The organism is Amycolatopsis sp. MEPSY49 (assembly GCF_051337345.1).
Classification (GTDB): domain Bacteria; phylum Actinomycetota; class Actinomycetes; order Mycobacteriales; family Pseudonocardiaceae; genus Amycolatopsis.
The window spans coordinates 138,667-158,315 of record NZ_JBDLYJ010000002.1 but is presented as its reverse complement, the minus strand read 5'-3'; the positions used below and the strand labels follow the sequence as shown (position 1 = coordinate 158,315).

Sequence of the window (19,649 nt, the reverse complement as noted above, 5' to 3'; positions counted from 1 at the left end):
TCAGCGCTCCAGCGCGGAGGCCGCCGAGCTCTGGTCCCGGCGGCTGACCGCGGCCGCCGCGGCCAGCGCGACCGCGAACACCGCGTAGGCGGCGAACAACCCGCCCGCGGAGCTCAAAGCGCCGCCGACCGCGCGGCCGAGCAGCTGCCCGACGCACTCGGCGGTGATCACGGCGGTGGCCAGCTCCGTCGCGGTGAGCCCGCTCGACCCGGCGGTGCTCGCGCGGATGTAGAGGGCGGGATAGGCGAGCCCGACGCCGATCCCGGCCACCGTCCACGCGGCGAGCGCCACCGGGAACGGGCCGCCGAGCGCCAGCGCGGCCGTGCCGAGCGCGGTGAGCGCCAAGCCCGTCGCCGGGAAGTGCCTGCGGGCCACCAGGCTCGTCACGGCCCAGGCGAGCGGGGCGGCGCTCAGGACGATCGCCGCCTGGCCGAGGCTCTCCCCGTAACCGGTCGTGAGCAGCACGGTGATCAGGCTGTCGGCACCGAAGTAGCCGACCGCGAACAGCACCATCGCGGCGAGCGCGGCGGGCGTCCCCCGGCGCAGGCGGGCGGTGCCCGCCGGGAGGATCGCGACCATCCCGGCGACGGCGACGGCCGCGCCGGCGAGCGCGAGCGGCCACCAGCCCTCGCTCAGCACGACGCCGGCCGCGCCGAGGGGCACCAGCAGCGTCCGGCCGAGCGGCCGCGGCGACGTCTCCGGCTCGTCCCGGGCGGCCCGCACGACGAGCAACCGTCCGAAGAGGACGAACGGCACGGGCAGCAGCAGCGTCCAGCGCCAGCCGACGAGGTGCGCGAGGCCGAGCGTCGCGGCCGGCCCGACGAGGGCGGGCAGGATCCACATCGCCGACGACGCCGCGACCACCTTGACGCGCAGCCGGTCGTCGAGGTGGCGGATCGCGGAACTGACGCCGAACACCGCGAGCAGGCCACTGGCGAGCCCGGTGGCGAGCTGGCCCAGGGCGAAGGTGGCGGCGTTCCGCGCGGTGGTCGCGACGACGAGCCCGCCGACGTAGGCGAGCATCCCGGCGGCGAGGGTCCCGCGCGTCCCGAGCTTCGCCAGCACCCGGCTCGCGAGCGGCAGGGCGACGAACAACCCGAGGGTCGAACCGGCGATGAGCAGCCCGAGCCGGTTCTCGGCGTTCAGGTCGCGGGCGACAAGGGGCAGCAGGGTGGAGGCGACGAAACTGGTGACGGCGGCGGCGAACTCGAGCGCGACGATCCCGGCGGCGAGGGACAGCGGCCCGGCCCGGGTCACGTGTAGAGGTCTCGGTCGTAGGCGTTGATCTGAACCGGGACGCCGTCGGGGTCGTCCACGCGGAGCGACTGGCCGAAGCCTTCGTCGATCACGGGGCCTGGCCGGTATCCGGCTTCTTGTAGGCGGTTCATCACGTCTTCGAGCGGTTCGTCGGTCTCGAAGGCGAGTTCGCACCGGCCGGCGCTTTGTTCTTTGTGGACGGCGAGCGTGCCGCCGTCGGCGGGGAGTTCGACCCAGCCGCCGGGCCTGGATGCGGGACCTTCGTGCAGGCCGAGGGCGGTGTAGAAGCGCGTCAGGGCTTCGACGTCCGAGGTGTAGCGGATGGGCAGCAGTCGCATCACGGGCGCTCCTCAGTGCGTCGCAGGTGGTCTTCGAGAACGCGTTCGACGTAGGCGGAGAGGGACTCGTCGGCATCGACGGAGGCGTGCTTCACCCGCCGGATGAGGTCGACCGGCAGGTAGACGCTGAACTGCCGCTTGACGGGCTGGGTCATGCCCACATGCTAGCAAATGAGTATGCCCACATCACTCAGGTTGAATCCGAGCCGGACTCAAGCGGCCGACATCGCTCCCGAAATCAACAACGTCAACCCGTGCGCCAGCGCCGGCGCCAAGTCAAGATGCAGCGCCGTCAACGCCGGATCCACTTCGTACGCCGCCAAAGCGCTCGGCGACGGGCGGCAATGCGTCCACAGGCCGCCGGTCAGGATCATCGCCAGCATGCAGATCGAGGCCGCCTGCTCCCCCACCTCCGGGACGTACTCGCGCATCAGCTCGGCCATCGCGTCCAGGCCGGCGAGGGCGGACCGCTTGAAGCGCACCACCGCGTCGGTCGACACGTTGTGCTCCAGGACGCCGGCCTGTGCGCCGATGAGGTCGCACAGCACCGTGCGCCGGGCCAGCGAGTGGGCGACCACGGCCGAAAACCGCTCGGCCCGCTTCCCCGCCGGCAGCTTCCGGTCGACGCCCTCGGCCAGTTCGTCCGCCACTTCGGCCAGCCACTCCCGCAGCGCCCGGTCGAGCAGTTCGAGCAGGACGGCTTCGCGGGATTCGAAGTAGCGCAGCACGTTCGACTTCGCCAGCCCGACCCGCCGGCTGAGCTCGTTGAGGCTCACGTCGGCCACCGGCATCTCGTCGAGCATCGCCAGCGCCGTGTCGAGGATCGTGCGGCGCCGCTCCTCCCGCTGCTCGGCACTGCGGGCTCGCTGGAACGTCATGCCACCAGCGTAACGCCCAGCGCGCGAAATTGGAGACCGGCAGTCTCTTGACAACAGACCGACGGTTCCTTAACGTCGGAGGCATAACAGACCGCCGGTCCGAAAGGGCCGCCACGGAGGGAACCGTCATGGGCGAGAACTGGACCGAACGCGACGTGCCGAGTCAGCAGGGCCGCGTCGCCGTCATCACCGGGGCCAACACCGGGCTCGGGTTCGACACCGCGAAGACGCTGGCCGAGCGGGGCGCGACGGTGGTGCTGGCCGTCCGCGACGTCGAGAAGGGCAAGCAGGCCGCCGCCAAGCTCGGCTCGACCGCCGACGTCACCGTGCAGGAGCTGGACCTGTCGTCGCTGGAGTCCGTCCGCGCCGCCGCGGCCGACCTGCACGGCGCGCTGCCGAAGATCGACCTGCTGGTCAACAACGCCGGCGTGATGTACCCGCCGCGGCAGACCACGCGGGACGGCTTCGAGCTGCAGTTCGGCACCAACCACCTCGGGCACTTCGCGTTCACCGGCCTGCTGCTGGACCTGCTGCTGCCGGTCGAGGGCTCGCGCGTCGTGACGGTCGCCAGCATCGCCCACCGCATCCGCGCGGCGATCCACTTCGACGACCTGCAGTGGGAGAACTCCTACGACCGCGTCGCGGCCTACGGGCAGGCCAAGCTGGCCAACCTGATGTTCGCCTACGAGCTGCAGCGCCGGCTCGCGCCGCACGGCACGACGGCGTCGCTCGCCGCCCACCCGGGCGTGGCCCGCACAGAGCTGATGCGCAACTCCCCCGCCATCGCCCGCGCGCTCTTCCCGGTGGTCGCCCCGCTCTTCACCCAGAGCTCGGAGCGCGGCGCGCTCCCGATCCTGCGCGCGGCGACGGACCCGGCGGCCCTCGGCGGCCAGTACTACGGCCCGGCCGGCCCCGGCGGCTACCGCGGGCGCCCGCAGGTGGTGGCGTCCACGCCGCAGTCGTACGACGCCGGGATCCAGCGGCGGCTGTGGGCGGTTTCGGAGGAGCTGACCGGGGTCAAGTTCCCGGTGGGGTGACGGCGAAGCCGCCACCGCGGCGCCTAAAGCCAGTCGTGTTCTCGGGCATAACGGGCCGCTTCGTGGCGGGTGCGAGTCTGGGTCTTCTGCATCGCGTTGGACAGGTAGTTGCGCACCGTGCCCTCGGCCAGGTGCAGCCGGCCCGCGATCTCCGCCACCGAAAAGCCTTCCCGCGTCGCGCGCAGGACGTCGACTTCGCGGTCGGTCAACGGGCAGTCGTCGACGACCGCCAGTGCCGAGACGTCCGGGTCGATCCAGCGCTTGCCCTCGTGCAGCGTCCGGATCACCGACGTGATGTGCGCCGGCTCCGCCGCCTTGCTCACGAACCCCTGGACGCCCAGCTTCAGCGCCTTCCGCAGCACCCCCGGCCGGGCGTGCCGGGTCAGCATCAGGATCACCTGCTCCGGCCGCGCCCGCCGGATCTCGGCCACCGCGCCGAGACCGTCCACAGTGGGCATTTCCAGGTCGATGACGAGCACGTCCGGCCGGTGCCGCAGCGTGGCCGCCACCGCCTGCTCGCCGTCCTCGGCTTCGGCGAGCACGATGATCTCGCCCTCGAGCGGCAGCAACGCCGCCAATGCCTTGCGGAGCAGGGCTTCGTCGTCGGCGAGCACCACGGTGGTCATCGGCCGTCCTCCCCCGCCGGGAACGCCGCCGCCGTCCGGAAGCGGCCGTCCGTGCGCGACACCTGCAGCTCGCCGCCGTGCTCGGCCAGGCGGTGGCGCAACGCCGAAAGCCCGCTCAGCTCGGGCTCGCCGTCCTCGGCCGCGCCGTCGTTGACGATCTCGATCCCCGACCGCGACAGCGTGATCCGCACCTGCCGCGCCTGGGCGTGGCGCAGGATGTTCGTCGTCGTCTCGCGCAGGACCTGGCCGAGCAGCTCGCCCGCGCGGGTGTCCACTTCGGACTCCCGCTCGACGCGCACGTGGATGCCCGCCGCTTCGAACAGGTTCTTCGCGTTCTCCAGCTCGGCCGGCAGGTTGAGCCGCCGCTGCGCGTGGGCGAGCTCCTTGGTCTGGACGATCGTGTCGCCGACCAGGCCGCGCACCTCCCCCAGCTCCGCACGCGCCCGCTCGAGGTCGCTGTCCAGCAGCTTCTCCGCCAGCGCGACCTTCAGCTTCACCACGTGCAGCGTGTGCCCCTGGATGTCGTGCAGGTCGCCGGCGAACCGCGCGCGCTCCCGGGTCACGGCCAGCTCCGCCTCCCGCTCGCGCGACTGCTCCAGCTCGGCGATCAGGTCGAAGAACCGCTGGCTGACGAACATGAACCCGGTCGAGACCAGCACCGCGACCGCCGGGATGGCGGCGTACTGGATCAGCCGGGCCCCGACGCGGTCTTCGTACACCAGCACGTTCGCCGCACCCAGGACGGCGACCAGCGCGGTGAACCCGGCCAGCGCCGCGAGCCGGCGGCGCGGCAGCGGCGGGATGAGGAACGACCCCACCACGGACACGCCGAAGAACGCGGACGGGTCGCCGGTCAGCGCCCCGGCCAGCCAGACCACCGCGGTGACGGCGAAGCTGGGCCGCGCGACGCGCAGGTAGTCCCCCGCCGTCCAGCGTTCGGCGGTCGCCAGCGCCGCGACCAGCCCGACGACCTGGATGACGACGTGCCACCAGGTCCGGGCGGTCAGCAGGAGCAGCAGCACGCCGACGATCGCGAGCGGCGGGACCGTGGTGATCAGGTTGAGCCGGCGCAGCCGCTCCTGGACCGCCCCACCGGTCCAGGAGCTCCTGCGCGCGATCGTCGGCACCTCCACGGGTTCGAGCGTATCGGGCCCGGCGGGCCGCACCAGTGACACTGCGTCATGGATCGCGGTGACACCGCCGCACTGCCGGCCGCGCGCCGATCCGGGCTGGAATCGGCGCATGTCCACGACACCCGTCATCGACGTCGACCGCCTCACCCTCACCTACGGCGGCTTCCCCGCCGTGAAGGACCTTTCGTTCCAAGTGGAACGCGGGGAGCTGTACGCGCTGCTCGGCACCAACGGCGCTGGCAAGACCTCGACGCTGGAGACCGTCGAAGGCCACCGCGCGCCGACCTCGGGCGCGGTGCGCGTGTTCGGGAAGGACCCCCGCGACCGCGCCGCCGTCCGGCCGCGGATGGGGATCATGCTGCAGGAAAGCGGGTTCTCGCCGGACCTGACCGTCCGGGAGACCGTCGGGCTGATCGGGCGGCTCACCGAACGGTCCGACGACGTCGGGCGCGTGCTCGGCGTCGTCGACCTGACTCGCAAGGCGACCACCAAGGTCGGGCAGCTCTCGGGCGGCGAAAAGCGGCGGTTGGACTTCGCCACCGCCGTGTTCGGCGCGCCCGAGCTGGTCTTCCTCGACGAGCCCACCACCGGCCTCGACATCCAGTCCCGCGACGCGCTCTGGGGCGCGGTCGACCGGCTGCGCGAAGACGGCGCCACCGTCGTGCTCACCACGCACTACCTCGAAGAGGCCCAGCAGCGCGCCGACCGCATCGGGCTGATGCACCAGGGCGCGTTCCACCGGGAAGGGACCGTCGCCGAGCTGACGCGGACCCTGCCCGCGACCATCCACTTCGGCCTGCCGCCACGCGCGCCCGCGCCGCCGCTGCACGCCACCCGCCAGGCGGACGGCCACTTCCTCGTCGAGACCTTCGGCCTGCAGAAGGACCTGCACACCCTGCTCGGCTGGGCGCAGGACCACGCCGTGGAACTGCGTGACCTGCGCGCCGGGCCGACCCGGCTCGACGACGTCTTCCGCGCCATCGAAAACTCCTGAGAAGAGGACATTCCCATGTGGACGATCGCTCGCGGCGAGCTGATCCAGATCTTCCGCAACCGTCTCGTGCTGGTCACCGCCCTGGTGCTGCCGGCCGCGTTCAGCGCGTTCTTCATCGCCAAGCACGACCTCTTCACCGAAGCCGGCAGTCTCGGCTACATCGCCACCCTCGCCCTGTTCTTCGTGACGGGCATCGGGCTGTACACAACGTCGGTGACGACACTGGCGTCACGCCGCCAGAACCTGTTCCTCAAGCGCCTGCGCTCCACCGCGGCGCCCGACGCCGGGATCCTGGGCGGGCTGCTGCTGCCCATCACCGTGCTGTCGGTGGTCCAGATCGCCGTCATCCTCGGCGCGCTGGCCGCGGTCACCGGGCCGCCGGCGGACCCGGTGCTGCTGGTGGCGGCCGTCGTCGCGACCGTGGCCATGATGCTGGCGCTCGGCCTGGCGACCGCCGGGCTGACGAACTCACCGGAGCACGCGCAGGTCACGACCCTGCCGGTCAGCCTCGGCGTCATCGGGGTGGCCGGCTGGGTCGGCGTGACCGGCACCGGCGACCTCACGCTGCTCAAGCGCCTGCTCCCCGGCGGGTCGGCGACCGAGCTGGTGCTCAACGGCTGGAACGGCGGCAAGCCGCTCACCGATTCGCTGGTCCTGTTCGGACCGACGCTGGCCTGGGTCGTCGTCGCCGTCGCACTGGCCACGCGGCTCTTCCGCTGGGAACCGCGCCGCTGAAGCGGCGGCGCGAACGAGAGAGGGGAAACACCGATGCGCAGGATACTGCTGGCCACGGCGGTTGCCGTGCTGGGCTCGACGGCTTTGGCGCCGCCGGCGTCCGCGAGCGAACCGAACTGGGGCCCGTGCCCGGCGGGGGCGTTCCCGACGCCGGACCTGGAGTGCACGACAGTGCGGGTCCCGCTGGACTACCGGAACCCGGACGGCCGCAAGCTCGACATCGCGGTGTCGCGGCTGCCGAGCAAGCACCCGGAGAAACGGCGTGGCGTGCTGCTGACGAATCCGGGCGGGCCCGGCGGCGAAGGCCTGAACTACCCGCAGCTGCTGAAACTCGTCAAGCTGCCGCAGGACGTGCTCGACTCGTACGACATCATCGGCTTCGACCCGCGCGGCGTCGGGCACAGCGCGCCGGTGACCTGCGACCTGACGCCGGAACAGCTGGCGATCGGCAACCTGCCGTACGCGAACGGGCCGGCCGACGTAGTGAAGCAGGCGGCGGTCGCGAAGGCGGAGGCGAAGCAGTGCGCGACCGCTTCGACGGCGTCGATGCTGCCGTACGTCACGACGGCGAACACCGCGCGGGACATGGACCGCATCCGCCAGGCGCTGGGCGAGTCCGCAGTGTCCTATCTGGGCGCGTCCTACGGGACGTACCTGGGCGCGGTGTACACGACGATGTTCCCGGAGCGCAGCGACCGGTTCGTCCTGGACAGCAACCTCGGGCCGGGCGGGTACGACATCGACGCGATGCGCGGCTTCGGCCGGGGCATGGAGGACCGCTTCCCGGACTTCGCGAAGTTCGCCGCGGCGCGCCCGCAGTACGGGCTCGGCACGACGCCGGCGCAGGTGACGGCGAAGTTCCACGAGCTGGCCGCGCGGCTGGACCGGGCGCCGATCGACTGGGTCACGGGATCGGCCTTCCGCGGCTTGACGTTCCAAGGGCTCTACGCCACGAACCTGACCCAGCTGGCCGAGGACTGGCGGGGGCTGAACGAAGGCCGGGCGCCGAAGCCGCCGGACGGCTCGGTGTCGACATCAGTGCAGAACCTCTTCGCCGCCCGGTTCGCGGTGCTCTGCGGGGACACGGCGTGGCCGCGGTCGGTGGCGAGCTACCAAGTGGACGTCGCGGTGGACCGCATCCGCTACCCGCTGATCGGCGCGGCGACGGCGAACATCGCGGCGTGCGCGTTCTGGCCGTCGCCGCCGGCGGAGCCGAAGGTGCGGATCACCGGCCGCGGGCCGTCGAACGTGCTGCTGGTGCAGAACGAGCGTGACCCGGGAACGCCGTTGTCGGGCGCGCGCAAGCTGCGGGCGGCGTTCGGCGACCGGGCGCGGATGGTGACGATCGACCAAGGCGGGCACGGGGCCTACCTGTTCGGGCCGAACCGGTGCGGGAACACCGCGGTGACGGAGTTCCTGACGACCGGGGCGCGCCCGGCGCACGATCTGGCCTGCGCGGCGGAGACCGCCTGACGAGGGGCGAGGGCTGTGCGGCGAGCCGGGGTGCTCGCCGCACAGCCCGCCGTCAGTCCGTCGCCACGCGGATGATCGTCTTGCCCGGCCCGCGCCGCCGCCGGGCGAACGCCTCGGCCGCTTCGGCGAGCGGGCGCACCTCGCCGACCAGGGGCTTCAACCGGCCGTCCCGCACCCGCTGGGCCAGCTCCGCGAGCCGCACCCGGTCCGGCTCCACCACGAAGAACACCGCGCGCCCGTGCTCCGGCCACACCACGGGCGGCTCGGCGATCGTCACGAGGGTGCCGCCGGGGCGGACCAGCGCCGCCGACTGCGCGAGGACGTCGCCGCCGAGGACGTCGAACACCACATCGACGGGCTCTTCCCACTTGTCGGCGGCCAGGTCCACGTAAGCGTCGGCGCCGAGGCCGAGCACGAGGTCGCGGTCGCGGGCCCGGCCGGTGCCGACCACCCGGGCGCCCGCTTCCTTCGCGAGCTGGACGGCGAGCGATCCCACGCCGCCGGCCGCGCCGTGGATCAGCACCGTCTGGCCGGTGGCGAGCCCGGCGTGGTCGAACAGTCCCTGCCACGCGGTCAGTCCCGAGATCGGCAGCGCCGCGGCCACGGTGTGGTCGAGGTCGGCCGGCAGCGGCGCGAGGTTGCGGGCCTCCACGGCCGTGTACTCGGCCAGCGAACCGTCGCGCGCCCAGTCGGCGAACCCGAACACGCGCTGGCCGACGGTCAGGCCGGTCGTCCCGTAGCCCAGCTCGGTGACGACGCCGGACAGCTCGTGCCCGGGCACGCTGTGCGCGCGGTCGTGGCCGGCGCGGTCGGTCCAGGTGGCCGGCCAGGTCAGCTCGCCGGGGGTGAACCCGGCGGCGTGGACCCGGACGACGACGTCGTTCTCGGCGGCGTGCGGGTGGGGCAGCTCGGTCAGGGTGAGCCCGTCGACGCCGGCGTCGCGGCCGCTCGCGGTGATGGCACGCATGTCAGCTCTCCCAAGCGGAGCCGAGGACGCGCTCGACGGTCGTCGTGCGCTTGAAGCCGGGGAGGAAGTGCTCGATGACGTCGGCGTTGACGGTGCCGTTGGTGGTCTCCGGGCGGTGCTTCTGCCCCTCGAAGTAGGCGGTCAGGAACTCGTTCTTGAAGTCGCCCCGCGGGTGCGCGGTGACGATCTCCGCCAGCCGGCCGGGGTCCAGCTCGCCGAGGCCGAACCCGACGACGTCGGTCAGCACGCCGAAGTGCGTAGCGGCGATCTCCGGACCCATGCGGCCGGGGATGCCGGGCGTGGTGTGCAGCGCGATCGCCGTCCACACGGTTTCCGCGGCCGCGGCGGAGAAGCCGTGCTCCAGCAGGAACCGGCGCCCGTGGTCGGCGCCGTCGACCTCGAAGCGCTGTTCGACGTCGGAGAACGGCGTCGCGAGGCCGGTGTCGTGGAACAGGGCGGCCAGGTAGAGCAGTTCGGGATCGGGGTCCGCGCCGAGCCGTTCGGCGTGCAGCCGGGCGAAGAAGTAGACCCGGCGGGAGTGGTGGTAGACGAGCGGGCTGGTGGTTTCCCGGACGAGCCGCGCCGCTTCCGCGACCGCCGCCGTCTCCGGGACTTCCACTCCCGCGATGACTTCCGTCATGACCTTTGCCTTTCCTCCTCGAGTACCGCGACGAAATCGTCGGGACGGGTCAGGAACGCTTCGTGATCACCCGGCACGGCGACCGGCGCGACCCCGAGCCGGTCGGGGAACCGCGGGCACCAAGCATATTCGCCGGGCGGCATGGCCAGATCGGCTTCACCGGCCAGGTAGCTCACCGGCACGCCGAGCGCCGGCGCTTCCATCGGCTGCTCGAAGTAGCTCATGGGCTGCGGGACGAGCAGGTCGTACAGCAGCTTCCGCGCGGGCTCCGGGGTCTCCTGGGCGAAGGCGTTCTGCCAGACCTCGTACGGCAGGACGACCGAGTGGTCGGCGGACTCCCGGGCGAGCTGCCGGAACAGGGCGGCGTGCCCGGGCGGCACGTCGTCCACGAGGGCGACGCCGTCCTCGGGCACGAAGGCGCTGTAGAAGACGAGCCGGCGCAGCCGGTGCGGGACGCGGTGGGCCGCGCCGAAGACCGGGTAACCACCCCAGCTGTGCCCCACGAGGGTGACGTCGGTCAGGTCGTTCCGGTCGAGGAAGCCCGCGACGAAGCCGATGGTGTCGGCGAGCCCGAACCGCCGGGGATCATCACCGTCCGCCAGCCCGGGCAGCGTGAGCGCGAAGACCCGGTGCCCGCGGGCACGCAGCCGCTGCGCGACGGGCCGCCAGGACCAGGCGCCGTGCCAGGCCCCCGGGACGAGCACGTACGTCTCCGCCATCGAGCGAACCACCTTTCCCGCGGCGCCGTCGCCGCCAGCTCGAAGGTAGGCGCCAGTTTCATTACAGTCAACCTTTGTAACGTAACCCACGCAGGTACGGCGCTTCCGAGTTCGGACGGCCACCCAGCGCAGTGCCCGGCCGACTTCCGGTCCCCCCAGGGTTCCGGCAAAGTCCCGGTGCCTGCGCGCGGGGTTGCCGCGCGCAGGCACCAAGCTCACCGGTTGGACGCGATGAAGTACACGACCACGCCGATCAACGCGAGCACTTCGCTCAGCACGAACGTCGAGTACCCGATCGTCTGCAGTTTCCCTCGCATTTCCGGCTGCCGGGCGGTACTGTTGATGACAGCGGCGAAAATCAGGCCGACACCGATTCCCGGGCCGATCGCGCCCAATCCGTAGCCGATGGCGGCGAGGCCGGGGTTGATGTTGGTGGTTTGAGTCAGAACAGCGTCGTTCATGGACATTCCCCTTCACATCGGTCCACGCGCACGCTCGCGTGGAGCAGCGGCTTCTGGTGTCACACCGAACAAGCGAAGGCGCCGGAAAACGGCGGCTGGGTCAGGTTGGGGGATCTCGCCGGGCAGGAGAATCGACGGGGCGGGAATTCACCGGAACCGATGGTTCGAACACGGCAAGGATATCAGAAAAACAGAGTCGTCGCAGGCGCGGGCACGGCCGGGAACTGCCGGTTTTCCCGCGCCCGGCCGCAATCGCGTACCCAGGGAAAGAACTAAGCGTCCCGCAGGGAACGAATCATGCTCTGCAGGCTCCGGAACGCGTTCGCCTGCTCGGCCTCGGTCATCCCGGCCAGCATCCGCACCTCGACGGACCGGACCGCCACCGTCGCCTTCTCCAGGCTCCGCCGGCCGCGGGGCGTGAGCCGCGCGGGAAGCGCCTTGCCGACCGGCGCCTCCGCGGGCCTGGTCACGTAGCCGTCCCGCTCCAGAGCCTGGAGCAGCACGTTCATCGTCTGCCGCGTCACGAACGCGCCCCGCGCGAGCTCGGAGTTCGACAACCCCGGCCGTTGCGCCAGCAGCTCGAGGCAGGAGTAGTGCGTCACGCTCATCCCGAGCGGCCGCAGCACCTCCTCCATCGCCGCGCGCAGGGCGCTCGATGCCTCCTTCAGCAGATAGCCCAGGGACGTCCGCAGGTCGACACCGTCTTGACTCATGTCAGCATTCTGACATAGGTTGATGCGTGTCAGAAGACTGACACGAACGAAGGAGCGCCACCATGCCCGCCACCGGACCCGACTTCATCTCGCTGCAAGCGCGCGACCTCGACGCCTCGCAGGCGTTCTACGAGCGGTACCTCGGCCTCGTCCGCTCGCCGGCCGGACCGCCGCACGCCGTCGTCTTCGAGACGAAGCCGATCGCGTTCGCACTCCGCGACGTCGTCCCCGGCACGGATCTCGCGTCCGCCGCCCGGCCCGGCATCGGTGCCGCGATCTGGCTCCACGCCACCGACGTCCAGGCCATCCACGACGCCCTCGCCGCCGACGGGCACACCATCGTCGCCGAGCCGATCGACGGCCCCTTCGGCCGGACGTTCACCTTCGCCGACCCCGACGGCTACCACGTCACGCTCCACGACCGCGGCTGAGCGCGTCCGCTCAGTCCTCTTCGGCCGTCGCGGACAGGAACGCCGCCAGGTCGTCGGTGAACCTCAGCAGCAAGTCGTAGAACGTCCGGCGGTCCTTCGCCGTCCACTCCGACAACGCCTCGCCGAACCAGCCGAGCAGCGTCGTGACGTACCGGTCGGCCAGCTCGGCGCCATCCGGGGTCAGCTCGACCAGCCGGGCGCGCCGGTCGTCCGGATCGGCCAGGCCGCGCACCAGGCGACGCCGCTCGAGCACGTGCAGGTGCCGCGTGACGTGCGGCCCGGCGACCTGCATCCGGTCCGCGATCTCGCCGACGCGCATCGCCTTACCGGTCATGTGCAGGGCGAGGATGATCGACAACCCGGGCCGGTCGAGGTCGGCACCGACCCGCTTCATCGCCCGCTCCCCCAAGCCGCTGCGGTTCATCAGTGTGCCCAGCTGCATGAGCCGGGGCAGCACGGAGCGCAGGTCGGGCCCCTCGCCGGCGTCGGTGTCGGCCATCACACTCCTTAGATAGCTAAGTTAGGTATATAGTTGCGTCATACCGCAGCGTCTCCGCGGCATTGTCGCACCTACAACATAGATACCTAACTTAGCTATCGGGGGTTTCCATGACCACCACACGATCGGTCCTGATCTCGGGCGCGAGCATCGCCGGTCCCGCACTGGCCTACTGGCTGCGCCGGTCCGGGTACGCAGTCACCGTCGTCGAGAAGGCACCCGTCCTCCGCGACGGCGGCTACCCCATCGACGTCCGCGGGACGGCCCTGGACGCCGCCCGGCGGATGGGAATCCTCCCCCGCCTGCGGGACCTGCACATCTCCACCCGCCGGCTGGTCTTCCTCGACACCGACGGCAGCGAGATCGCGGCGCTCGACCCCAACGCGGTCGCCGGCGGCACCGCCGGCGAAGACGTCGAAGTCCGCCGGGGCGACCTGACCCGCACGCTGTACGACCTGGTCCGCGACGACACCGACATCCGGTTCGCCGACAGTGTCGAAACCCTGGCGCAGCACGCCGGCGGCGTCGACGTCACCTTCCGGAGCGGCCGGCAGGAGACCTACGACCTCGTCTTCGGCGCCGACGGCCTGCACTCGCAGACCCGCGGGCTGGTCTTCGGCGACGAAAAGCAGTTCCACCACTACCTCGGCTACAGCTTCGCCGGGTTCACCATGCCCAACGTCTTCGGCCTCCACCGCGAAGGCATCGCGTGGAGCACGCCAGGCAAGGGCGCGGCGCTCTACTCGGTCCTCGACAGCGACGAAATCCACGGTTTCCTGGTGTTCGCGCGGCAGGACCCGCCGATCGAGGCGTTCCGCGACCCCGGGGCCCAGCGCGACCTGGTCGCCGAGACGTTCGCGGGCGAGGGCTGGGAAACCGCGCGCATGGTCGCGGCGATGCGCGAAGCCGACGACCTCTTCTTCGACGTCGTCAGCCAGATCCACCTGCCACGGTGGACGGACGGCCGGGTCGCGCTCGTCGGCGACGCCGCCCACGCGCCGTCGTTCCTGACCGGGCAGGGCACCAGCCTCGCCCTGGTCGGCGCGTACGTGCTCGGGCACGCCCTGGCCACGATTCCCGACCACACCACGGCTTTCGCGGCCTACGAGAGCCGGTTGCGGGACTTCGTCGAACGCAACCAGGCCACGGTGTCGGAAGGCAAGTCGACGCTGTTCCCCGCGACGGCCGAAGACCTCGAACGCCGCAACGTCGCCCTTCGCCGGCTGGCGGAGAGCCCGTCAGGGAGCCCGCGGCCCGAGCATTCGGCCTTGACGCTGCCGGACTTCCCCTGACCGGTTCAGGTGCGCGACCAGGATTCCGGCCGCTTCCCGGGGCGTGCACGCGCCGATGAGCACGTGCGCGGTGAGGCCGTCGACCAGCGCCGAAGTCGCCCGCGTTTCGTTGCCGGACACCGGTTCGGTGGTGGCGACGCGCGTGTGGAGCTCCCGGTGCAGGGCGCCGAAGCGCAGGCGCACCGGGTCGGCGAGGTCCGGGCCCGCCGTCGAGCGGACGAGCAGGCCCAGCCACGGCCGGTGCCCGGCCAGGTCCGGCACCGCCTGCCCGGCCAGCGCGCCGAGCAGGCCGGGCTCGTGCCGGGCGGCGGCGATCCGGCGGTCCACGGCGTCGACGGTGTTCGTGAGGGTCAGGCGCAGCAGCAGTTCTTCGGCGGCGGCCTGGCGCGCCGCCCACTCCGCCGGCCGCCGGGCTTCCGCGGCGACGGCGGGCGCGGTCACCGCCGCCAGCCCGTCCCGCGCGATGATCCGCACCACCGCGTCCGCCACCTCGGCCCTGCGCATCCCCGGCCTCCCCGCCTCGATCGGTACCGCCATCGTCGCCGCGCGGGCGGGGGCGGCGCGACGATTAGGGCAGCACCGAATCGTCGTGCAGCAGGCCGGCGCCGCGCGCGGTGCGTTCGTAGAGCACGACCCGGCCGGCGCGGCGGGACCGGACCAGGTGGTTGAGCCGCAGCACGGCGAGGTGTTCGCTGACGGTGGCGGGCGTGACGCCGAGGTGCCGCGCGAGCTCGGTCGTGGACCGGGGCAGGTCGAGCAGGGCGAGCAGCGCGGCGCGGCTGCGGCCGACGAGCTCGGCCAGCGGTGCCCGCGCGACCGGCTCCTGTTCCCAGAGCCGGCCCACGCCGCGGGCCGGGTAACCGATCGAAACCTGGTCGTGGCCGTCGCAGACGCTCAGCCGCGGCCAGATGAACGCGCTCGGCTTGAGCAGCACGCCGACGCCGTTCACGGTGTGCCGGACGTCGTGGTGGGGCAACAGGACCCGCAGCACGTCGCCGGCGTACTCGATCCGCGGGTGGAGGTCGTCGAAGAGCCGGGCGAGGCCGCCGCCGGTCAGGGTGGCGGACCGGTGGACGAGGTCGGCGTCGTGCACCGCGCACAGCCGCGGCCAGACCGGCTCGATCGCCGCGCGCCAGTACGCGGCGAGCAGGTCGCAGAACGGGCCGAGCTCGCGCCCGGGGTCGTCGTACAGCGGGCGCAGGACCGCCGGGATCTCGCCGGGCGCCCAGCCTTCGTCGAAGTAGCACCGGACCCCTGCGTCGTCGGTGGCGCGCACGCGGTCGAGCTGGTCGGCGAAGGTTTCGCCGGGTTCGGTCAGCGGGTTGAGGAAGCCGGGGAAACCGTGGTCGAGGGACAGCAGGGTGAAGAGCGGGGTGAGGTCCAGGTCGGCCAGCCGGGAGCGGGCCATGGTGATCCACGGCCGGTGGAGGTCCGCGCCGCGGCGGCCGGCCAGGACGTAGACGCTGTTGCGCAGCTCCTCCATCGGCGACCGCGCGAACCGCACCTTGGCCAGGTCGAGCGTTCCCAGCAGCAGCTCGATCACGGGACCGATCGTACGTCAGGCGCGGGAAACCCGGATCCGGATCGGGCCCGTCCAGGCGCCGCCGGGGTCGAGCGGGCGGCCGTGCTGGGTGAGCTGGACCTCGCCGGTCTTCGCCAGTTCGCGGGCGAGCTCGCGGGCTTCGGGGAGCAGGGGCCGCCAGTCGTCGGCGATCGCCCTCGCCGCGTCCGACGGGCACGTGCTGCTCTCCGGTCCCCGTGCCGACGCCAGGGCCAGGATCGCGGCCCGGAGCCGGTCGGGTGGGGAGGTCGCCGTCAACGCCGTGCGGGCGTGGTCCGCGCCGGGGCCGCCGCCGTCGCGGACGCGCTCCAGTTCACGCCGCGGGGCCGGCTGATCGGGCATACCCCAGCATCGCACCGATCACCGCGGCCTGCCCGGCACCGGGTCGTCCCGGCGGGTGAGCACGTCCTCGACCGACCGGCGGGCGGTCGGCCGTGCCGGGTAGCCGTAACCGATGCGCAGCAACGTGTGCGGCTGCCCGAGCCCGGCGAAGAGCCGGTCGAGCGACTCGCGCGTGCGCGGGGTTTCGAACGGCTGCGACAGGAACGACGTCGCCAGGCCCTCGGCGGTCGCGGTGAGCAGCACGCGCTGCATCGCCATCCCGGCGCGGACCTCCGCGTGCGGCCCCCGGTCCCGGGTCAGCACCACGCCCAGCAGCGGTTCCCGCTCGTACGCGCGCTCGGGCAGGCGGGGGTTCTCGTGCGACGCCCGCATCGACACGACGCCGGGAGCGTCCGGCGGCGGCCCGGAGGCGGTCTCGGGCACGCCGTCGGGGCTGCCGGCCGCGCGGTGGGTCCAGAACGCGGTTTCCGCCTTGAAGGCGTGGTCGTCCGCTTGCAGCGCTTCGGCTTGCCGGACCAGCGACGCGACCGGCGTGTAGCAGCCGGTGGCGTCGAGGTATTCGACCTGGCCGCCTTCGCTCAGCGCCGCCGACTCGAGGGCCGCCCGCACCGCGGGCGGCACCTCCTTGTCCAGCAGCGGACGGCGGTTGGTGTGCCGGCGGAACACGGCTTCGGCGAGCTTGCGTTCGACGGCGGTCGCCTTTTCGTTGCCGTCGAGCCGGATCACCGCGACCAGATCGGGCTCGGCCGGGTCCGGCAGCAGCCGCACGACCGCGGCGAGCCCGTTGGCGCGCAGGCAGATCTGCAGGTTGAAGGCGGCCGCGCCGCAGGCGAGCCGGGCCTCCCGCCCGTGCGGGTCGGCGACGGTGAGCACCCGCGCGCGGTCCAGCCGCACTTCGGCCCGATCGCGCCCGAGCACGAACCGCCAGGGCTGGGTGTTGTGCGGCGACGGCGCGCGCACGGCGGAGGCGAGGGCCTGGTCGAACACGTCGGGCAGCGGTCGGTTCATCGCGGGCTCCGGTTTCCGAAGGGCGGACCACCCCAGCATCACCGGCGACGGTCCCGCGCGGCGACGGTCGCCGGTCTGGCGGGACCTAGGTCCTCACTTTCCGCCGGCACCACCTATGTCCACAGTGGACGGCGTCGTCCGCCGGTTCGGTTCGGCGAGGCCGATCAGCAGCAGTCCCTGCGGTACGCCGGGCAGCACGCCGGCCTGGCGGGCCCGCTCGGCGGGGGTCAGGAGGGGCAGCGGGACGCGTTCGGAGGCGAAGCCGCGGACCGCCGGGTCGCGTGGAGGGCCGCGCCGGCCAGCACGCTGTGGCGGCGGCTGTCGGCGGGCGTCGTGACGAGCAGGGACGACTCCCCGGTGAGGTGGGCGCCGAGCCGTTCGAGCGCCGGGGCATGGGCCACCTCACGGATCTCCGGGTGGGAGGGTGGGTGGGCGCGGCCGGCCAAGGGGTCGCGCCCACCCACCACTCGTCGCCGGACCAGGAAACCCCGGACCGGACGTTCGGCGCCTCGGCCGGATTCCCTGGGCGGGCGGGTCTTTCGGCACCTTGCGCGGACGGTCCCTCTTGGCGGTGGGCCAAAGAGGGGGCGGGCCGCAGCGGTCGCGTGGTCCGGCCGCAGCTGCGCATACGCCGGCCGGCGACCAGCGAGACCGCGGATCCCGAACATCGGCCACGACGGCAGGCGCTGCCTACCCGGCGAGCAGGTCCCCGACCGCGCACATCCTCCGCGACGGCAAGCCATGCCGACCGCCCGAAAATCTCCCGCGCCCGCCGCGGCTGCGCACGCGCTGCCCACCCGGCAAGCAGGCCTCCACACCGCGCACACCCACCACGACGGCAACCACGCCCACCGCCCAAAACCCGCACCCGCCGCCCACCCGGCAACCAGACCTCCACACCACGCACACCCACCACGACCGCAACCACGCCCACCGCCCAAAACCCCGCGCGGCCGCAAGGCATGCGGCGCGACGCCGATGCGCTACCCCGGGCCCGGCGCGCGGAGCCGGCCGAGCGCGACTTCACCCGTTCTTGAACGGGCGGCGACCGGAAACATTGGGGGTGGTCGGCCGCCGCCCGTCCGGGCGCGGCGATCCCGGAATGGGGGTGGTGGGATCGCCGCTGGTCCGTGGTCCGGCCGGGTCAGTGGCCGGGCCGGCCGGGTGGGGGGCCGTTCGGGTGCGTGCCCGGCGGGCCGTTCGGGTGTGTGGCGGCCGGGTGGTCCTTGCCGTTGTCCGCATTGCCCGGGCCGGTGGCGTGCCCCCGGCCCGAAGATTCGTCGTCCAGGAGGGCCGCGCAGTAGCCGTCGACCTTGGTCCGGTCCCCCGCCGCCGTGATCAGCGCCGTGAACGCGGGGCTGTCCAGCGCCTTGCCGTGCTCGGCCTTGCCGCCGGCAACGTAGGCGTGGCACAGGCCGGTCAGCGACGGGGATGGCGTCGCCGGGCCGGCCGTCCGGGTCCCCTCGCTCGGGCGCGCCGAGGTGGCCGCGGCCGACGAGCCGGCCGGCGGCCGGCCGTGCTCGGACGCCGCGGGGGCGGGGGTACCGCCGCCGCCCGGCAACGGCAGCACGCCGGTGGCGGCCGCGGCGACGCCGCCGACGGCGAACACCGCCGCCGCGACGGCCGCGACCTTCACCGCGCGCAGCCTGCTCTTGCTCATCGAGGGGCTCCGTGGTCGAGGGGCTCGGTCGTGACGAACCGACTCGAGGAACGCCGTCACGGCCGCGGGCTCCCCACCCAGCTCGCCGTCGCGCGGTGGGGCGGCCGCGGCGGCGAGCAGGCCGGCCAGCGCGTCCGAGGTGTCGGCCGGCGCACCCCGCAGCAGCTGCTCCGCGGTGTGCCGGTCGAGCCGGCGCCCTTCGTGCTTGCTCATCACACCTCCCTCAGCGCCGGGCGGCCCGAAAGTGTCACACCTGACCGCCGAGCCGGTCGGCGAGCGTGCGAAGTCCCCGGTAGGCGGCGGTGCGCACGGCCCCGGGGCGCTTCCCGAGCACCGCCGCGGCGGCCTTGGCGTCGAGGCCGACGACGGCCCGCAGCACCACGGCTTCGGCCTGGTCACGCGGCAGCGTCGCGATCAGCGCCAAGGCCGCGTCGGTGGTCGTCGCCTCGATCGCCGCGCTCGCGGTGTCGTCGGGCGCGGCGCGTTCGGGGAACCACTCGGCCGGCGCGTCGGCGACCGGGCGACGCCGCCGGTGACGCAGGTGGTCCAGCGCCCGGTGCCGCCCGATCGTGGCGGTCCACGCCCGGAAGCCGGCCAGGTCGCCCCGGAACGACGTCAGGTCGCGGGTGATCTGCAACCACGCTTCCGAGGCGACGTCCTCGGCGTCCTGGCCCACCAGCACCCGCAGGTACCGGCACAGCCCGGGCTGCACCGCCCGGTACAGCACCCGGAAAGCGTCCTCGTCACCCCGCCGCGCCCGCTCCAGGGCCGACGGCAGATCGGCGTCCCCCGCCGCGCGGCAAGGGACCGACTCCAGCTCCACACGCATCCTTCGCGGTCTGCCCCACCGCATTGGTTCCGAGCCATCATGAGTCATCGGCCGGA

The 19,649-nt window shown here is 72.9% G+C and carries 25 protein-coding genes; 6 read left to right on the top strand and 19 right to left on the bottom strand.

Going from position 1 to position 19,649, the window contains the following annotated elements:
• The 4 genes from ABFJ78_RS09750 to ABFJ78_RS09735 are packed head-to-tail and all read right to left on the bottom strand — an operon-like array spanning position 1 to position 2,473.
• Positions 1 to 1,257 (bottom strand): MFS transporter, encoded by a 1,257-nt coding sequence (locus ABFJ78_RS09750; RefSeq protein WP_436385557.1) that lies wholly within the window; start codon positions 1,255 to 1,257, stop codon positions 1 to 3.
• Positions 1,254 to 1,595: a VOC family protein gene (locus ABFJ78_RS09745; protein ID WP_436385556.1), complete on the bottom strand. Its 342-nt coding sequence runs from the start codon at positions 1,593 to 1,595 to the stop codon at positions 1,254 to 1,256. The genes ABFJ78_RS09750 and ABFJ78_RS09745 overlap by 4 nt, the downstream gene beginning before the upstream one ends.
• The gene (locus ABFJ78_RS09740; RefSeq protein WP_436385555.1) at positions 1,595 to 1,750 is read right to left on the bottom strand and encodes a CopG family transcriptional regulator; all 156 of its coding nucleotides are present in this window, start codon (positions 1,748 to 1,750) and stop codon (positions 1,595 to 1,597) included. The genes ABFJ78_RS09745 and ABFJ78_RS09740 overlap by 1 nt, the downstream gene beginning before the upstream one ends.
• 57 nt (positions 1,751 to 1,807) lie before the next feature.
• Positions 1,808 to 2,473 (bottom strand): TetR family transcriptional regulator, encoded by a 666-nt coding sequence (locus tag ABFJ78_RS09735; RefSeq protein WP_436385554.1) that lies wholly within the window; start codon positions 2,471 to 2,473, stop codon positions 1,808 to 1,810.
• A gap of 128 nt (positions 2,474 to 2,601) precedes the next feature.
• Here ABFJ78_RS09735 and ABFJ78_RS09730 point away from each other — a divergent pair, with 128 nt between their 5' ends.
• Positions 2,602 to 3,510, top strand: a complete 909-nt coding sequence (locus ABFJ78_RS09730) for an SDR family NAD(P)-dependent oxidoreductase (RefSeq protein WP_436385553.1) — start codon at positions 2,602 to 2,604, stop codon at positions 3,508 to 3,510.
• 23 nt (positions 3,511 to 3,533) lie between these two features.
• Here the strand turns inward: ABFJ78_RS09730 and ABFJ78_RS09725 are convergent, their stop codons facing one another.
• Together ABFJ78_RS09725 and ABFJ78_RS09720 are read right to left on the bottom strand one after the other, a co-directional pair.
• Positions 3,534 to 4,136 carry a response regulator gene (locus ABFJ78_RS09725; RefSeq protein WP_436385552.1) on the bottom strand — a complete coding sequence of 201 codons (603 nt, stop codon included), beginning with the start codon at positions 4,134 to 4,136 and terminating at the stop codon, positions 3,534 to 3,536.
• Positions 4,133 to 5,269, bottom strand: coding sequence for a sensor histidine kinase (locus tag ABFJ78_RS09720; RefSeq protein ID WP_436385551.1), 1,137 nt, complete (start codon positions 5,267 to 5,269; stop codon positions 4,133 to 4,135). Before ABFJ78_RS09720 ends, ABFJ78_RS09725 begins: the two co-directional genes overlap by 4 nt.
• Positions 5,270 to 5,378: 109 nt before the next feature.
• On the opposite strand from ABFJ78_RS09720, the gene ABFJ78_RS09715 reads away from it, so the two are divergent.
• The 3 genes from ABFJ78_RS09715 to ABFJ78_RS09705 are packed head-to-tail and all read left to right on the top strand — an operon-like array spanning position 5,379 to position 8,471.
• Complete coding sequence (locus ABFJ78_RS09715) at positions 5,379 to 6,263, top strand: ABC transporter ATP-binding protein (protein ID WP_436385550.1); 885 nt, start codon at positions 5,379 to 5,381, stop codon at positions 6,261 to 6,263.
• A gap of 15 nt (positions 6,264 to 6,278) precedes the next feature.
• The gene (locus ABFJ78_RS09710; protein WP_436385549.1) at positions 6,279 to 6,998 is read left to right on the top strand and encodes an ABC transporter permease; all 720 of its coding nucleotides are present in this window, start codon (positions 6,279 to 6,281) and stop codon (positions 6,996 to 6,998) included.
• A 33-nt stretch (positions 6,999 to 7,031) separates the two neighbouring features.
• Positions 7,032 to 8,471 carry an alpha/beta hydrolase gene (locus ABFJ78_RS09705; protein ID WP_436385548.1) on the top strand — a complete coding sequence of 480 codons (1,440 nt, stop codon included), beginning with the start codon at positions 7,032 to 7,034 and terminating at the stop codon, positions 8,469 to 8,471.
• 52 nt (positions 8,472 to 8,523) lie between these two features.
• Here the strand turns inward: ABFJ78_RS09705 and ABFJ78_RS09700 are convergent, their stop codons facing one another.
• From ABFJ78_RS09700 to ABFJ78_RS09680, 5 genes are all read right to left on the bottom strand, one after another.
• Positions 8,524 to 9,438, bottom strand: a complete 915-nt coding sequence (locus tag ABFJ78_RS09700; protein WP_436385547.1) for an NADP-dependent oxidoreductase — start codon at positions 9,436 to 9,438, stop codon at positions 8,524 to 8,526.
• 1 nt (position 9,439) lies between these two features.
• Positions 9,440 to 10,078: an HD domain-containing protein gene (locus ABFJ78_RS09695; RefSeq protein WP_436385546.1), complete on the bottom strand. Its 639-nt coding sequence runs from the start codon at positions 10,076 to 10,078 to the stop codon at positions 9,440 to 9,442.
• Positions 10,075 to 10,797 (bottom strand): alpha/beta fold hydrolase, encoded by a 723-nt coding sequence (locus ABFJ78_RS09690; RefSeq protein WP_436385545.1) that lies wholly within the window; start codon positions 10,795 to 10,797, stop codon positions 10,075 to 10,077. The genes ABFJ78_RS09695 and ABFJ78_RS09690 overlap by 4 nt, the downstream gene beginning before the upstream one ends.
• Before the next feature lie 215 nt (positions 10,798 to 11,012).
• Positions 11,013 to 11,258, bottom strand: a complete 246-nt coding sequence (locus ABFJ78_RS09685; protein WP_436386745.1) for an ATP F0F1 synthase subunit C — start codon at positions 11,256 to 11,258, stop codon at positions 11,013 to 11,015.
• Between the two features lie 272 nt (positions 11,259 to 11,530).
• On the bottom strand, positions 11,531 to 11,971 hold the full coding sequence (locus tag ABFJ78_RS09680) for a MarR family winged helix-turn-helix transcriptional regulator (protein ID WP_436385544.1): 441 nt from the start codon (positions 11,969 to 11,971) through the stop codon (positions 11,531 to 11,533).
• Positions 11,972 to 12,033: 62 nt separating this feature from the next.
• On the opposite strand from ABFJ78_RS09680, the gene ABFJ78_RS09675 reads away from it, so the two are divergent.
• Positions 12,034 to 12,402 carry a VOC family protein gene (locus ABFJ78_RS09675; RefSeq protein WP_436385543.1) on the top strand — a complete coding sequence of 123 codons (369 nt, stop codon included), beginning with the start codon at positions 12,034 to 12,036 and terminating at the stop codon, positions 12,400 to 12,402.
• A 10-nt stretch (positions 12,403 to 12,412) separates the two neighbouring features.
• Here the strand turns inward: ABFJ78_RS09675 and ABFJ78_RS09670 are convergent, their stop codons facing one another.
• A complete protein-coding gene (locus ABFJ78_RS09670) occupies positions 12,413 to 12,901 on the bottom strand; it encodes a MarR family winged helix-turn-helix transcriptional regulator (protein WP_436385542.1) in 489 nt (162 codons plus the stop codon).
• A 110-nt stretch (positions 12,902 to 13,011) separates the two neighbouring features.
• Between ABFJ78_RS09670 and ABFJ78_RS09665 the strand changes: the two genes are divergently transcribed.
• A complete protein-coding gene (locus ABFJ78_RS09665) occupies positions 13,012 to 14,193 on the top strand; it encodes an FAD-dependent monooxygenase (protein WP_436385541.1) in 1,182 nt (393 codons plus the stop codon).
• Here the strand turns inward: ABFJ78_RS09665 and ABFJ78_RS09660 are convergent.
• The 7 genes from ABFJ78_RS09660 to ABFJ78_RS09630 all read right to left on the bottom strand — a co-directional run bounded on the left by ABFJ78_RS09660 (position 14,140) and on the right by ABFJ78_RS09630 (position 19,593).
• The gene (locus ABFJ78_RS09660) at positions 14,140 to 14,697 is read right to left on the bottom strand and encodes a hypothetical protein (protein WP_436385540.1); all 558 of its coding nucleotides are present in this window, start codon (positions 14,695 to 14,697) and stop codon (positions 14,140 to 14,142) included. The genes ABFJ78_RS09665 and ABFJ78_RS09660 overlap by 54 nt on opposite strands.
• Positions 14,698 to 14,761: 64 nt before the next feature.
• Entirely contained in the window at positions 14,762 to 15,736 is a 975-nt protein-coding gene (locus tag ABFJ78_RS09655) for an ArsR family transcriptional regulator (protein ID WP_436385539.1), read from the bottom strand.
• 15 nt (positions 15,737 to 15,751) lie between these two features.
• A complete protein-coding gene (locus ABFJ78_RS09650) occupies positions 15,752 to 16,096 on the bottom strand; it encodes a DUF3253 domain-containing protein (RefSeq protein ID WP_436385538.1) in 345 nt (114 codons plus the stop codon).
• Between the two features lie 18 nt (positions 16,097 to 16,114).
• Complete coding sequence (locus tag ABFJ78_RS09645; RefSeq protein WP_436385537.1) at positions 16,115 to 17,104, bottom strand: Acg family FMN-binding oxidoreductase; 990 nt, start codon at positions 17,102 to 17,104, stop codon at positions 16,115 to 16,117.
• A 227-nt stretch (positions 17,105 to 17,331) separates the two neighbouring features.
• The gene (locus tag ABFJ78_RS09640) at positions 17,332 to 17,505 is read right to left on the bottom strand and encodes a hypothetical protein (protein WP_436385536.1); all 174 of its coding nucleotides are present in this window, start codon (positions 17,503 to 17,505) and stop codon (positions 17,332 to 17,334) included.
• A 743-nt stretch (positions 17,506 to 18,248) separates the two neighbouring features.
• Positions 18,249 to 18,977 carry a hypothetical protein gene (locus tag ABFJ78_RS09635; protein ID WP_436385535.1) on the bottom strand — a complete coding sequence of 243 codons (729 nt, stop codon included), beginning with the start codon at positions 18,975 to 18,977 and terminating at the stop codon, positions 18,249 to 18,251.
• A gap of 34 nt (positions 18,978 to 19,011) precedes the next feature.
• A complete protein-coding gene (locus tag ABFJ78_RS09630) occupies positions 19,012 to 19,593 on the bottom strand; it encodes an RNA polymerase sigma factor (protein WP_436385534.1) in 582 nt (193 codons plus the stop codon).
• Between the last annotated feature and the right edge of the window lie 56 nt (positions 19,594 to 19,649).

Coding starts and splice junctions, on each gene's coding strand:
- ABFJ78_RS09740 (WP_436385555.1), bottom strand. CDS start 1,750: ATGACCCAGCCCGTCAAGCGGCAGTTCAGCGTCTACCTGCCGGTCGAC.
- ABFJ78_RS09630 (WP_436385534.1), bottom strand. CDS start 19,593: ATGCGTGTGGAGCTGGAGTCGGTCCCTTGCCGCGCGGCGGGGGACGCC.
- ABFJ78_RS09715 (WP_436385550.1), top strand. CDS start 5,379: ATGTCCACGACACCCGTCATCGACGTCGACCGCCTCACCCTCACCTAC.
- ABFJ78_RS09650 (WP_436385538.1), bottom strand. CDS start 16,096: ATGCCCGATCAGCCGGCCCCGCGGCGTGAACTGGAGCGCGTCCGCGAC.
- ABFJ78_RS09685 (WP_436386745.1), bottom strand. CDS start 11,258: ATGAACGACGCTGTTCTGACTCAAACCACCAACATCAACCCCGGCCTC.
- ABFJ78_RS09700 (WP_436385547.1), bottom strand. CDS start 9,438: ATGCGTGCCATCACCGCGAGCGGCCGCGACGCCGGCGTCGACGGGCTC.
- ABFJ78_RS09735 (WP_436385554.1), bottom strand. CDS start 2,473: ATGACGTTCCAGCGAGCCCGCAGTGCCGAGCAGCGGGAGGAGCGGCGC.
- ABFJ78_RS09675 (WP_436385543.1), top strand. CDS start 12,034: ATGCCCGCCACCGGACCCGACTTCATCTCGCTGCAAGCGCGCGACCTC.
- ABFJ78_RS09710 (WP_436385549.1), top strand. CDS start 6,279: ATGTGGACGATCGCTCGCGGCGAGCTGATCCAGATCTTCCGCAACCGT.
- ABFJ78_RS09745 (WP_436385556.1), bottom strand. CDS start 1,595: ATGCGACTGCTGCCCATCCGCTACACCTCGGACGTCGAAGCCCTGACG.
- ABFJ78_RS09695 (WP_436385546.1), bottom strand. CDS start 10,078: ATGACGGAAGTCATCGCGGGAGTGGAAGTCCCGGAGACGGCGGCGGTC.
- ABFJ78_RS09705 (WP_436385548.1), top strand. CDS start 7,032: ATGCGCAGGATACTGCTGGCCACGGCGGTTGCCGTGCTGGGCTCGACG.
- ABFJ78_RS09730 (WP_436385553.1), top strand. CDS start 2,602: ATGGGCGAGAACTGGACCGAACGCGACGTGCCGAGTCAGCAGGGCCGC.
- ABFJ78_RS09670 (WP_436385542.1), bottom strand. CDS start 12,901: ATGGCCGACACCGACGCCGGCGAGGGGCCCGACCTGCGCTCCGTGCTG.
- ABFJ78_RS09645 (WP_436385537.1), bottom strand. CDS start 17,104: ATGAACCGACCGCTGCCCGACGTGTTCGACCAGGCCCTCGCCTCCGCC.
- ABFJ78_RS09665 (WP_436385541.1), top strand. CDS start 13,012: ATGACCACCACACGATCGGTCCTGATCTCGGGCGCGAGCATCGCCGGT.
- ABFJ78_RS09725 (WP_436385552.1), bottom strand. CDS start 4,136: ATGACCACCGTGGTGCTCGCCGACGACGAAGCCCTGCTCCGCAAGGCA.
- ABFJ78_RS09680 (WP_436385544.1), bottom strand. CDS start 11,971: ATGAGTCAAGACGGTGTCGACCTGCGGACGTCCCTGGGCTATCTGCTG.
- ABFJ78_RS09635 (WP_436385535.1), bottom strand. CDS start 18,977: ATGAGCAAGCACGAAGGGCGCCGGCTCGACCGGCACACCGCGGAGCAG.
- ABFJ78_RS09690 (WP_436385545.1), bottom strand. CDS start 10,797: ATGGCGGAGACGTACGTGCTCGTCCCGGGGGCCTGGCACGGCGCCTGG.
- ABFJ78_RS09660 (WP_436385540.1), bottom strand. CDS start 14,697: ATGCGCAGGGCCGAGGTGGCGGACGCGGTGGTGCGGATCATCGCGCGG.